The organism is Solidesulfovibrio carbinoliphilus subsp. oakridgensis (assembly GCF_000177215.2).
Classification (GTDB): domain Bacteria; phylum Desulfobacterota; class Desulfovibrionia; order Desulfovibrionales; family Desulfovibrionaceae; genus Solidesulfovibrio; species Solidesulfovibrio carbinoliphilus.
In genome coordinates, this window is the sequence record NZ_CM001368.1 from 113,932 (window position 1) to 127,347 (window position 13,416).

10 protein-coding genes are annotated in these 13,416 nt (G+C 64.2%); all 10 read left to right on the plus strand.

The window, feature by feature from the left end; translation table 11 throughout:
- Positions 1-137 precede the first annotated feature (137 nt).
- On the plus strand, positions 138-2,735 hold the full coding sequence (locus DFW101_RS00480) for a tetratricopeptide repeat protein (RefSeq protein ID WP_009179571.1): 2,598 nt from the start codon (positions 138-140) through the stop codon (positions 2,733-2,735).
- 51 nt (positions 2,736-2,786) lie between these two features.
- Entirely contained in the window at positions 2,787-4,148 is a 1,362-nt protein-coding gene (locus tag DFW101_RS00485) for a TIGR03013 family XrtA/PEP-CTERM system glycosyltransferase (RefSeq protein ID WP_419187123.1), read from the plus strand.
- Positions 4,149-4,501: 353 nt separating this feature from the next.
- Entirely contained in the window at positions 4,502-5,302 is an 801-nt protein-coding gene (locus DFW101_RS00490; RefSeq protein ID WP_009179573.1) for a polysaccharide biosynthesis/export family protein, read from the plus strand.
- Positions 5,303-5,319: 17 nt separating this feature from the next.
- Positions 5,320-6,822 (plus strand): XrtA system polysaccharide chain length determinant, encoded by a 1,503-nt coding sequence (locus DFW101_RS00495; protein WP_009179574.1) that lies wholly within the window; start codon positions 5,320-5,322, stop codon positions 6,820-6,822.
- A 99-nt stretch (positions 6,823-6,921) separates the two neighbouring features.
- Positions 6,922-7,743 carry an XrtA-associated tyrosine autokinase gene (locus DFW101_RS00500; protein WP_009179575.1) on the plus strand — a complete coding sequence of 274 codons (822 nt, stop codon included), beginning with the start codon at positions 6,922-6,924 and terminating at the stop codon, positions 7,741-7,743.
- A 17-nt stretch (positions 7,744-7,760) separates the two neighbouring features.
- Positions 7,761-8,984 carry an XrtA/PEP-CTERM system-associated ATPase gene (locus DFW101_RS00505; RefSeq protein WP_009179576.1) on the plus strand — a complete coding sequence of 408 codons (1,224 nt, stop codon included), beginning with the start codon at positions 7,761-7,763 and terminating at the stop codon, positions 8,982-8,984.
- Between the two features lie 79 nt (positions 8,985-9,063).
- Positions 9,064-10,281, plus strand: a complete 1,218-nt coding sequence (locus DFW101_RS00510) for a porin family protein (protein ID WP_009179577.1) — start codon at positions 9,064-9,066, stop codon at positions 10,279-10,281.
- A 7-nt stretch (positions 10,282-10,288) separates the two neighbouring features.
- Positions 10,289-11,200, plus strand: coding sequence for an XrtA system polysaccharide deacetylase (locus tag DFW101_RS00515; protein ID WP_009179578.1), 912 nt, complete (start codon positions 10,289-10,291; stop codon positions 11,198-11,200).
- A gap of 37 nt (positions 11,201-11,237) precedes the next feature.
- Complete coding sequence (locus tag DFW101_RS00520) at positions 11,238-12,647, plus strand: O-antigen ligase family protein (protein ID WP_009179579.1); 1,410 nt, start codon at positions 11,238-11,240, stop codon at positions 12,645-12,647.
- Complete coding sequence (locus DFW101_RS00525) at positions 12,644-13,414, plus strand: class I SAM-dependent methyltransferase (protein WP_009179580.1); 771 nt, start codon at positions 12,644-12,646, stop codon at positions 13,412-13,414. Before DFW101_RS00520 ends, DFW101_RS00525 begins: the two co-directional genes overlap by 4 nt.
- The last annotated feature ends 2 nt before the right edge of the window (positions 13,415-13,416 follow it).

Here is a 13,416-nt window from a genome sequence, read left to right on the forward strand (position 1 = left end):
GGGAAATGGGGCGTTCCCCCCATTCCTTCCCGTCTGCGAGCCCCTTAAACGAGGACCATGGCGTATTTCTCGGACGACAGACGCCGCAACCGCAACAATCGATCGGACACGCCCACGGTCCGCAAGGGGAGGGGAAGATGCAGCCTGTGACCAGGGAAAAGGGCAAGACAATGCCTCGGCTTTCCACGGGAATGATGGTCGTGACGATGGCGCTTCTCCTGGCCCTGGCCTCCTGCCGGGAGCAGTCGCGGACCGACTCCATGGCCGAAGCGGCCAAGCTTGTCGCCGAAGGCAACGCCAAGGGCGCGGTGGTCATCTATAAAAGCCTTCTGGAACGCGACTCCGAGGACAAGGAAGCCCGCGTCGAGTTGGCCAAGGCCTATTTCGTGCTCGGCAAACCCGACCAGTCCGCCCGGGAAGCCGAGCAGCTGGCCGCGCTGGCCGATCCGCCGGCCGGGATCCACCTCCTGCTCGGCAAGGCGCTGGTGGCCCAGGCCAAGACCGAGGAGGCCTTGCAGGAGCTTTCGGCCCACCTGGCGATCGATCCGGATTCGGCCGAGGCCTGGGAATATGTGGGCCACGCCCATGCCCGGACCAAGGATCTGGACGAGGCGGCCGAGGCCTACGCCCACTCCCTGGCCCTCGACCGGAAGCGGGTCGGCGTCTGGATCGAGCTTGTGGCCACGCGGGTCCTGCAGAACCAGATTCCCGAGGCCCAGGCCCAGGTCGAGGCCCTCCTGGCCGCCAATCCCGACAACCAGGGCGGACTGCATCTCCTGGCCCAGATCCAGACCATGAACAATGACATGGATGCGGCCCTGGCCACCTACAGGACCCTGAACGCCAAATACCCCACGGACATCAAGTCCCGCTACAACGAGGCCTTCATCCTCCTGGTCACCCAGGGAGCGTCCGAGCAAGTCGCCCAGACCGCCAAAAGCCTGGCCGCCGACTATCCCAACCTGCCCGAAGGCTACAAACTGCTCGGCCTCATGGACCTGACCCGGGGAACGACGGCCCAGGCCGTCACCAACTTCGAGCGGGCCCTGCGCCTGCGGCCGGAATCGGAAACCCACTTCTTCCTGGCCCAGGCCTATGAGCGCAACGGCAACCTGGAATTGGCCATAAGCGAACTGCGCCAAGTGCTCGACGCCAGTCCCCGCCACCTCAAGGCCCGGCAGATGCTGGCCAACATGAACCTGAAGATGGATCGGACCGACGAGGCCATCGACGAGCTCCAGCGGGTCCTCACCTACCATCCGGACAGTTACGAGGACAAACTCCTGCTCGGCGACCTGTACCTGTCCCGCAAGGATTTCGCCAAGAGCCTCGCCTTTTACGAAGCCATCCCCGACGGGGTGGAGCAGTCCGCGACCGCGCACCTCAAAAAGGGGCTCATCTTCGGCGACACGGGCAAACCGGAGCAGGCCGAGGCGGAACTGCGCCAAACGATCGGCCAGTCGCCGGAATTTCTGGAGGCGCGGATAGCGCTGGTCGCCCTGTACAAGCAGCAGCAGCGCCTGGACGAGGCGGCGTCGGTCCTGGAGGCGCCGGGGCTCAGCCAGCCGGACGTCGCCCAGGCCCATACCATCCGGGCCGCCATCTTCCTGCAGCAGGGCCGGACCGACGAGGCCGTGGCCCTGCTCGAGAAGGCCAAGACGCTCAATCCCAAGCTGGCCACGCCCTATTACACCCTGGCCAAGTTCTATTCCCAGCGGATGGAGCCGGAAAAGGCCATGGACCAGTACCGGCAGCTGCTTATCCAGCAGCCCCAGTCCCCGTCCGCCCACACGGCCCTGGCCGCGGCGCTCGAAGCCAGGGGAAATTTCGACGAAGCGCAGCAGCACCTGGAGCAGGCCGCCGCCTCCAAGCAGGCCGACGCCTACCTTCGCCTGGCCGGATTCCTGGCCCGCCGCAACAAGATCGACCTGGCCGAGCAGACCCTTGGCCAGTGCCTGAAGGAGAACAGCAAATCCATCCCTGCCCTGGTCACCCTGTCCAGGCTGCAGCTGGCCGCCGGGGACGAGACGAAAAGCCTGGCCACCCTCCGGGATGTCGCGGCCATCGACCAGAAGGCGGCCATCGCCGAGAGGCTGCGCCGGGAAACGGCCGCCAAACGCTGGGACCAGGCCGAGGCGGAGGCCACCAAATTCATCGAGCTCGCTCCCGCAGCGGCCGGCGGCTACATCACCCTGGCCTCGGTCAAGCTGCAGCGGGAGGATGTGCCCGGGGCGGAACGCCTGCTGCGCCAGGCCCTGGAAGTGGAGCCGGCAAGCATCGGGGCCCGGCTGGACCTGGGGGCCCTCCTCATGCGCGCCGGCCAGGTCGAGGAAGCGAACCGCTATTTCGCCGAGGCCATCGCCAAATCCCCGAAGCCGGCCGAGGCCTACGCCGCCCGGGGAATGGCCTGGCAGGCCGCCGGCCAGACCGACGCCGCGGTCAGGGACTACGAGGCGGCGATTGGCCTGCAGAGAAATCTGCCCGTGGTGCTCAACAACCTCTCCATGATCTATGCCGAAAAGCCGGCCCTGGCCGGCAAGGGCCTGGAGTACGCCATGGCCGCCAATGCCCTGGTGGAAAACAATCCCTTCATCCTTGATACGCTCGGGTACGCCTTGCTGAAAAACGGGCGCCGCAACGACGCCGCCGCCGTGCTCAAACGGGCCGCCGCTCTGGCGCCGCAAAGCAAGGACATCGCCAAGCACCTTGAGATGGCCAGTTCCGACTCGAAGTAGGTACCAACCGTTGGCAGGGAGTCAAGGGGGTGCGAGATGACTTCAAGTTGCATGAAAACGCCGGAGTACGAATCCTTTTCCAGATGGTTCGGGTCCTATCTGCTGTTCGCCGCCCTGGCGACCTCCGGCGGCGTGATGGCGGAGTCCTTCATCCAGAAAGGATTCGAGGGGGCCCTGCATTATGACAGGATGGGGAGCTATGTCACCACCATCGCCCTGCCCTATATCCTGGTCAATCTTCTCTACTCGCTGACCCAGTTCAGAATGAATCTGACCAACATCCTGCTCAAGGTGTCGGTCTCCTGCGGCCTGTCCCTGACGCTTGTGGCCCTGACAAGCGACGTCAAGCCGCTCTTCCGGGAGGACCTGGACGTGGTCCTGTATTCCCTCGGCGCCTTCACCTGCATCATGCTGGCCCGGGATATCGTCAGGAACATCCCGCTGGCCCTGCCGGGCCTGGTCAACCGGGTGCTGGTGGTCGGCAACGACGGGTTCATGAAGGAGATGGAAAACCTGATCGGCGGGTCCAACCGGCATTTCCAGGTGGCCGGGACGTATCCGTTCCCCGGTCCCCGGCCGGAACCGGCGGCCAGCCAGGTCGAGGACATCTTCGCCACGGCCAAGGCGTTGCGGGCCGACAAGGTCGTCATTTCCCTGGCCGAGCGGCGGGGGGTGTTTCCCCTCCAGGACATGCTCAACTGCAAGCTTTCCGGCATCGAGGTCCTGGACGCGCCGGGCATCTACGAGCGGATCACGGGCAAGCTGCTGCTTGAAAACATCAACCCGAGCTGGTTCATCTTCTGCAGCGGCTTTAAGATCACCTTCGTCCTGCGGGCCGTCAAACGGCTGGTGGACATCGTCTGTTCCGTCCTCGGGCTGCTTCTCAGCCTGCCCTTTGCGCCCTTCGTGCTCCTGGCCATCCGGCTGGATTCCCCGGGTCCGGTCTTTTTCCGGCAGGAGCGGGTGGGCCAGGGGGACAAGCCCTTTGTGCTCTACAAGCTGCGCACCATGCGCCAGGACGCGGAGCAGGGAACCGGCGCGGTCTGGGCCTCCCAGTCCGACCCCCGGGTGACGCGGCTGGGGCAGTTTTTGCGAAAGAGCCGGATCGACGAGATCCCCCAGCTCATAAACGTGCTTCGGGGCGAGATGAGCCTGGTCGGGCCCCGGCCGGAACGTCCCGAGTTCGTGCAAAAGCTCAAGGAGATCATCCCGTATTATTCGGAGCGCCACTTCGTGAAGCCCGGGGTCACCGGCTGGGCCCAGGTCCGCTACCCCTACGGCGCGTCGGTGGAGGACGCTCTCGAAAAGCTTCGCTACGACCTCTATTACATCAAGAACATCTCCATGTTCCTTGATCTTAGCATCATTTTGCGGACCGTCGCCGTGGTGCTTCTGCGAAAGGGCGCGCGATGAACTTTTTTTCCGGCCACGGCAACGGGGATTCGGTCTGCCCGACCACTTTCCTGCGTTGGTTGAAATCCTGGAAGACTCCGATTGAAAGTCATAAACAGGCGGCATGTTCCGGCTCTTTCCCGTCCTGCGGCAAAGGGCCGCTTGCCGGCGCACCGGCGCATCCCGGCGCCGGTGCGCCCGCCGGGCGGTGGGCGGAGCCGGGCCAGGGAAATCCTGGCATGGTTTGTGCTTTTTATCGACCGATCAACGGTCGGCTCGCACAGACGGATGCCGCAGGGTCTGGTTCAATCGGAAGTGTCCCCCGTGTTCACCAGTCGTTTGGCACAGACCTTCAGCCCCGGATGGAGAAAGCGATGCTCAAAACCATGCTGCTGCTCGTGTTGGCTGTCTTTTTGCCTTTTGCGGCCCAGGCCAAGGAATACACCGTGGCGCCGGGCGACAAGATCCATATCGGCGTGGCCGACGAACCCGACTACTCGGCCGATGTCATGGTCCGCCCCGACGGCAAGGTCACCGTCCCCAACAGCGGGGAGGTGCAGGCCGTGGGGCTGACCACGGACCAGCTCAAGGAGGCGATCACCGCCCGGCTCAAGGAGTACATCCGCAATCCCACGGTCACGGTCACGGTGCTCGGCGGCAACAGCAAGGTGTTCGTCATGGGCGGGGGCGTCAAGCCGACCGTGATCGACGCGACGCAGCACGCGACCCTGCTCAACGTGCTGACGAGCCTTGGCGACATCAGCGGTGCCGACCTCAGGAACGCCACCGTCGTGCGCGACGGCAAGGAAATCAAGAAGGACTTCCACGACCTGATCGTCGGCAGCGACACGTCCCAGGACATCCCCCTTCTCGGCGGCGACACCATCCTCCTGCCGCCAACCGCCTCCAACCGCGGCATCTACGTGGTCGGCGCGGTCAACAGCCCGCGCCTGGTCGTCTACCGCGAGGGCATGACGCTCCTTGAGGCCGTGCTCGAGGCCGGCGGCTTCTCCAAGTTCGCAAGCCCCAACGACACCCGGATCGTCCGCCAGCTCGACGGCCAGGAGCAGGTCATCAAGGTCAAGGCCAAAAAGCTGATCCGCGACGGCGATCTGAAGCAGAACGTGGTCCTGCAGGGCGGCGACCTCATTATCGTGGAAGAAAGCTTCTTCTAGGCCCAAGGAGGGTGTCCATGTCTGCCTTCTTGAAAGAATTCCACCATTACAAGCAGCTCATCTATCTTTATAAGGAGCTGTTTCTGGCCGTATCGCTCCTGATCATGACCGGGGCCATCGCCGTGGGCTACCTGTCGCCCAAGAAATACGAGGCCAAGTCCACCATATTCATCGAGCAGAACGTCATCACCGACCTGGTCAAGGGCATCGCCATCTCGCCCTCCATGCAGCAGAAGATCCAGAACCTGGCCGTCAGTCTGACCAGCCGCAACCTCCTGCTCCCGGTCATCAAGCAGCTGGACAAGGACATCACGCTGAAGACCGCCTATGACCAGGAAGTCTATATCAAGGACCTGCAGCGCCGCATCATGGTCAATCTGAATGAACGGCAGGGCCTGATCGTCCTCAACTTTTCGGACAAGGATCCGCGTTTCGCCCGGGATTTCATCAACACCATGGCTCGCGTCTATATCGAGCGCAATACCTCGACCAAGCGCGAGGAATCCACGGAAGCGACCAAGTTTCTGGCCGAGCAGATCGAGACGTTCAAGAAGCGGGTGGACGCGGCTGACGAGGCCATCAATGCCTTCAGGAGCGAAAGGGGCATGCTCCTTAGCAGCGACGGCGCGTTTATCCGCAGCGAAATAAAGGCGGCGGAGCAAAAGCTCGAAGAACTGTCCCTGCGCCGGGCCCAACTGGAAGCCCAGCGCAAGATGCTGGCTTCGGGCAAGGGGCCGGCCAAGGCCAGCCGCGCCTCGTCGGGCGGCAATCCGCGGGAAGCCGAGCTGCGGCGGCTTCTGGCCGTGTACACCGAAAAAAATCCCAAGGTCATAAAGGCCCGGGCCGCCGCCAAGGCATGGCGTCCGAGCGGTGGCGGCGGCGGGGAGTCGGCCGGCGAAGGCGTGGCCGAGGGCACCCGCAATGCCCAGATCCTCCAGTACCAGCTCGATTCCATCAAGGCCATGGAAGACTATCAGAACAAGATCATCGGGGAAAACAAGGGGGCGCTGCGGGACCTGCCCCGGGTGAAGGCCACCCTGGCCGAGCTGGTCAACAAGAAGGATCAGGAGGCGGCCATCTACAACCAGCTCGTCAACCGTTACGGCCAGTCCGAGATCTCCAAGGAGATGGAGCTCAAGGACAAGTCCGTCATGTTTCGCATCGTGGATCCGGCCGTGATCCCCGAAGTGCCGGTCAGTCCCAACCGCCCGGTCATCATCCTGATCGGCATCGTGCTCGGCCTTGGCGCCGGCGCCGGCGCCACCTACCTGGCCGACCGTTTCAACCACTCGATCCGGTCCCTCCATGAACTGCGCACGCTCGGCCTTCCGGTCTTCGCGGTCATTCCCCGCATCTCGAGCGAAAAGGAGATCCGGCGGCAGGCCCGGCGGGACCACCTCGTCATGGCCGTGGCCGGCGGGTATTTCGCCCTGGTCGTCGGGGTGTTGGTGCTCGAGACGTTGCGGGCCCAGGGCGTGGGCACAGCCTGGCTGCAAAAAATCGCGCACTCCATTTTGTAGCGTGGGCTTGGCGGACCGCCCGAGGGTGCCGGCCGTCCGGCCGCAGACGATCCCGAACCTGTGTAACGCGCCAGAGGGGCCAGAGAGGTTGATCGCATCATGAGCAGAATCGAAGAAGCCCTGGGCAAGGCCGCCGAACGGCAGGCCGGCATGCCCCGGCCCGAGGCCCGCCTCTTTTTCCGCCAGGAAGCCACGTTGCCGCCGCCGTCGCAGGCCATCGATCCGGCGCGGCTGTCCGAGGAAAAGCTGGTCGTGCTCAAATCGCCCGCCTCGCCCGAGGCGGAGGAGTTCCGCAAGCTCAAGGAGGCGCTGGTCAAGGCGATCCGCGACCCCGACAACTTTAATAATATCATCCTGGTCACCAGCGCCCACCACGGCGAGGGCAAGTCCCTGCTCGTCGTCAACCTGGCCATCAGCCTGGCCCAGGAATTCGACCACACCGTGCTGGTCGTGGACGCGGACCTGCGGGCCCCGACCTGCCACCGCTACCTGGAGGTGGCGCCGGAGCGGGGACTGTCCGACTGCCTCCTCGATGGCCTCGACGTGGGCCAGGCGCTCATCAATACCGGCATCGGCAAACTCGTGCTCCTGCCGGCGGGAAAGGCGGTCAAAAACCCCATGGAGTTGTTGTCCTCCAATTCCATGCGGCGGCTCATGACGGAGATCAAACAGCGCTACCGCGACCGGATCATCCTGGTCGACACGCCGCCGGTGCTGCTTTTCGCGGAAACCCGGTCCCTGGCCGACGTGGCCGACGGCGCGGTCCTGGTGGTCCGGGAGGGCAAGACCTCCCTTGAGGACGTCCAGGAAAGCCTGACCCTTCTCAACAACAAAGTCCTTGGCCTCGTGTACAATGCCACGGATTACGTCAAGCCCTGCAGCAGCTATTACAGCAGTTATTACGCCGCCTGTAACGACTGAGAAACAGAGGACAGGACGTGTACGAAGCCTTTTTCAATCTGCGGCGAAAGCCCTTCGAGCTGTTGCCGAATCCCGAGTTCCTGTACCCGAGCCGGTCGCACAAAAAAGTTCTGGCCTACCTCGACTACGGCATCCGGGAGCACTCGGGCTTCATCCTCTTGACCGGCGAAGTCGGCACCGGCAAGACCACCCTCATCCGCCAATTGATCCAGAAGCACCTGCGCGACGTCCTTTTGGCCCGGGTCTTCCACACCAAGGTGGATTCCCTCCACCTGCTGGCCATGATCAACGCCGACCTGGGCCTTGAAACCGAGGACAAGGACAAGCCCACGCTCCTGCGCGACCTCCAGGATTTCCTCATCGCCCAGTACGCCAAGGGCCGGCCGGTGGTGCTCATCATCGACGAGGCCCAGAACCTTTCCCCGGACGTGCTGGAAGAGGTCCGGATGCTCTCGAACCTCGAAACCGAAAACAACAAGCTGCTCCATATCATCCTGGTCGGCCAGCCCGAACTGCGCCGGGTCCTGGCCTCGCCGGAGCTCTTGCAATTTCGCCAGCGCATCCAGATCGTCTGCAACATCGAGCCCCTGTCCGAGGACGAGGTCGAGCACTACATCCAGTACCGCCTGGAGGCTGCCGGCAACAGGAACGCCATCGAACTCGCGCCGGAGTGCTTTTCCATCATCCACGGCTACAGCCGGGGCATCCCGAGGCTCATCAATATCCTGTGCGACTACATTCTCCTCGATGCCTTCGCCAACGAGACTCGGACGGTCACCGCGGCCGCCATCCAGGAAATCGCCCAGGACCTGAGTTTCAACAGCCAGTACTGGGAAAGCCTGCCCCCGGATTTGCCCGGGATCGAGGAGAAGGCGTCGCGACGGGACCGCGGCCGGCAAAGCCCCGGCAAGCTCCACGGCGTGTTGCTCAATTTCAACACCCGGCTGCAGAACCTGGAAATAGCCACGGCCAGCCGTCCCCCGGACCACAGCGGCGAGCTGCGCGCCCTCCTTGGCGCCATAAGCCAGCGGATGGACGACATGGGCCAGACGCTCGACGCCCTCAGCGAGATTGTCCGGGCCGCCCCCCAGCCGGAAGTGGCCTATGCCGATATGAGAAACGTGCCCGTGATCGAGCTGGAAGAATCCGAATCGGACCCGGACAAGGAAGCGCTTCCAGTGCCGCAGCCGGACGGCAAGCACGAGTCATGGCTCAAACGCCTTTTTTTCGGACACTGTTGAGTATATCCTGGGGCCACGCGTTGGCAACCGACGGTCATGGACATCAGGCAACCAGAACAAACCTTACGGAAAGGCTCCCATGCGACAGCGCTTCCTCCTCATCCCCGTCCTCGCCTTTTCCCTTTTGTCGTCCGTGCCCTGCCGGGCGGAATTCGAGTACCGGGCCTCGGTCTCGGCCGGCCAGGAATACAACAGCAACGTCAATGAAAGTTCCAATCCGAAAGCCGATTTCATCACCATCATGAGCACTTCGGTCCAGGCGCTCTATGCCGGTCCCCGGCTCAACACCTCCGTGGACTACCAGGGCGACCTGCGCCTGTACGATACCGGCCAGCGGCAGGATGAGCTCTTAAACAGCCTGGAGGCCAAGGCCTCCTTCCAGGTCATAAAGGAACTGCTGCTCCTTGAGGTGGCGGACAGCAACCACATGGTCTACTACAATGCCGCCAAGGGGGACACCCATTCGGCCGATTCGACCGAGGACCAGGTCAACCAGAACATCCTGTCCGGCGGACTGATCCTCACGCCCCGCATCAACGACCGGACCACGACCAGCCTCGGCTATCGGGTCAGCAGCTCCCTCTACGACAGCAACGACGCGGTCAACAAGATGACGCAGACCGCCTATGCCGAGGTCCTCCATGCCCTGACGCCGCGCATGGATATCGGCGGCACCCTCCAGTACCAGTACCAGAACACCTCCGAGGGCGATGTCTCGCGGTACATGGCTTCGGGCGTGGCGCGCTACACCTACGGGGATGGCTGCTACGTCTTCGGCCGGGTCGGGGCGGTGCAATCGGTCTACAACGTCGGCAGCAGCACGCTTTTGCCCGTGGCCTCGGCCGGCCTCACCCACACCCTCGGCCGGACCACCTTCCTGCTCCAGGCCCAGGCGGACTATGTGGACAACCCGTCCTCGGTCTACAACTCCTACAAGACCCTCTATTCCGCCACCGTCACCCGGACCTTCGAACGGGGCACCGTGTCGGCCTATGCCGGCTACTCCAATTATTCCGGCCAGGACACGAACCAGACCAACGACCTGACCACCACCCTCCAGGGCACCTACGAACTGACGCCCCGCCTGGGATCGACCCTTTCCCTCAGCCGCATCGGTTCCGTGGCCAGCGGCGACAGCGCCGACCGGTATTACCTGACCGCGGAAATGCGCTACCAGCTGCCGAAGGACGCCTCGGTCAAGCTCTACTACCAGTACAAACGCAACGAGGCCGCAAGCAGCGGGGAATCCTCCTACAACGTGAACATCATCGGCCTGGCCCTCAGCAAGTCGTTTTGAGGCCGCCATGCCGCAAGAGAGCCGCAATGCCCTGACCGTGGACGTGGAAGACTACTTCCACGTCAGCGCCTTCGAAGGCGTCATCCGGCCGGGGCAGTGGGGCGGGTTCGATTGCCGGGTGGCGGCCAATACCCGCCGCATCCTCGCTCTCTTTGACGAATACGATCTTACGGCCACGTTTTTCGTCCTCGGCTGGGTGGCCAGGCGCCATCCGGACCTGGTACGGGACATCGCGGCCGCCGGCCACGAGATCGCCTGTCATGGGTTCGGCCACAAGCGCATCCGCTTCCAGACGCCCAAGGCCTTTCGCCGCGACGTGGCCGCGTCCAAGGCCCTGCTGGAAGACATCGCCGGCCGGCCGGTCCTCGGCTACCGGGCACCGAGCTATTCCATCACGCCCGAGACCGCCTGGGCCCTGGACGTCCTGATCGAGGAAGGATTCGCCTACGATTCGAGCATCTTTCCCATCGTCCACGATCTGTACGGCTTTCCCGGGGCCTCGCCGCATCCCCACCGCATCCGGCGTCCGGCCGGGGAGATCCTGGAATTTCCTCCCACCACCCTGCGCCTGCGCCTCCTTGGCCGGTCGCTGGCCCTGCCCATTTCCGGCGGCGGCTATCTGCGCCTTTTCCCGGCCTGTTTTTTGCGGTGGGGCCTGGCCCGCGTCAACCGCCGCGAAGGCCAGCCGTGCGTCCTTTACTTCCACCCCTGGGAGATCGATCCCGGCCAGCCCCGGATACCCGCCTGCCTGAAATCCCGGTTTCGCCACTACCTCAACCTGGACAAGACGGAAGACCGGCTGCGCACCCTGTTCGAGGGACTTTCTTTCGGGCCCATGGGCCTCCTGCTGGCCGGCCTCGGTCCGCTGCCGGCCATTTCCCTGGACCAATCCCCAACACCCGCCCGCATGGAGCGGTGAACCGCATCCCTGCGTGGAGGCGGCCAGGACGGAGCTCATGGGCATCAATACGCTGCTTGGAATTTTCGGCTACGCCACCTTCAGCCAGCCCTGGATCATGACCCTGCTGTTCGTGGCCTTCTACCTGGTGCTCGGCCTGCTCGCCCTGACACGGCCCGTGGCCGCCATGGTCCTTTATTTCGGCACCTCCATCATGAACCCCCAGGCGAGCTACCCCTTTCTCATGAATATCCCCCTGGCCAAGATCGCGGCCGGGGTGGGGCTTCTGGCCTGTCTGATCAATTTCAACAAGATCTCCGTGCGGGTGCCGCTGGCGCTTTTCCCCATGGTCGCCTTCCTGGTCACGGTTGTGGTCAGCGCCTCCTCGGCCCTGCGGCCGGAACTGGCGGACCAGCGTTTCGAGGAATTCCTCAAGGTGGGGCTGATGACGTTCCTGACGGTCTGGGCCGTCACCACCCGCCGGGACTACACCTTCTTTTTCTGGGGCATCCTCGGCAGCGTGTCCTACGATGTCCTCAAAAACCTGGTGGAGACCCAGACCAAGGAGGCCTGGGTTTCCGTCAGCGGCGTGGCCGGCTGGATCAGCGATTCCAATGACTGGGCCCTGGCCCTGGCCATGGGCATGCCGCTTTTCTACACCGCCCTGGCCCTCAACTGGGACCGGGGATGGAAGGCCCGGACCGTGTTCGGCCTGGCCGCCATCGGCGCGCTGTTGACCCTGACCCTGACCTCGTCCCGGGGCGGTTTTCTGGCCGCGGTCGTCTCCGGCGGGGTATTCCTGCTCATGGACCGCAAGCCCTGGCGGTCCGTGCTGGTCGGGGGCCTGATCGCGGTGGTGGTCTCCTTTTACATGCCCACATCCTACGTCGACAAGGTGCAGACCATTTTCGGCCTCGGCGGAACGGCGGAATCGGCCTGGGAGAAGCAGATGGACGAGGACCAGGAGTACACCGGCGCGGAGCGGGTGTTCTACTGGAGGATCGCCTACGAGATCATGTTGGAGCATCCCCTGACCGGCGTGGGATGGGGAAATTTCATCAAGGAATTCGAACGCCGGGAAAACCTGGCCGAAGGCGTGGTGGCCCACAGCACCTGGTTTCAGGTCGGCTCGGAAGCGGGGGTCATAAGCCTCTCCACCTATGTCCTCATGATCCTTTGCGCCCTGGCTTCGGCCTTTCGGACCTGGTGGCGCGCCCGCAGGGGCGGGGACCGCTGGCGGGAGTGGCAGGCCCGGGCCGTCTTTTGCGGGGTGGTCGCCTTTTGCATCGGCGCGACGTTTCTGAGCCGGGAAAACTCCGAATTCCTGTTCATCTACCTGGCCATGTCGGCCATCCTGGCCCGGCTGGCGCCCCAGGAGCAGGCCGTGGCCGTGGTCAAGGCCGGCCGGTCCGTGGCCGGGGGCCTGCTCCCCCGGCCACGGGCGGCCAAAAAGGAGAGCCTGGCATGATCGCGGAAGAACGCAAGATGCGCGAGCGGGCGTTTCACGACCGGCGGTTTGGCGTCGCGGACGGGTCGCGTCCGGTGCTCGAGACCGCCTACCGCCTGATGCTCCCCGCCAACCGGCGCTACCACCAGGCCATGGAGGCTGTGCGTCCCCTTGGCCGGGTCCTCGACTACGGCTGCGGCAACGGCGACAACGCCCTGGTCTTTGCCCGGCGGGGCCTGGACATCACCGGCATCGACATCTCCCGAAGCGGGGTGGAGCACGCCCGGGCCGAGGCGGCGCGGGTGGGGCTCGATACGGAGTTTCAGGTCATGGACGCCGAGGACCTGGATTTTCCGGACAACACGTTTGCGGCCGTGTCCGGCAAGGGCATCCTGCACCACCTGAACCTCGATCGGGCGTTGTCCGAAATCGGCCGGGTCCTGACGCCGGCCGGCCGGGCCGTCTTTATCGAGCCGCTCGGGCACAATCCCTTCATCAACTGGTACCGGCGCCGCACGCCCGAGGCCCGCACCCCGGACGAACGGCCGCTTCGGGCCACGGACCTGGATCGGGTCCGGACCTATTTCCAGGACGTCAAGTTCACCTATTTCAACCTGACCACCCTCTGCGCCCTGCCGTTTGGCGACGGGGAAACGTTCGATACGGTCTTTTCCCTGTGCGGCCGGCTCGACGGCTGGCTTCTGGGTGCGTTCCCCTGGCTTGGCCGCTATTCCTGGGTGGTCTTCATGGACATGCGCGGCCCTGTCAAACCGTCCGGACGCCCGTGACC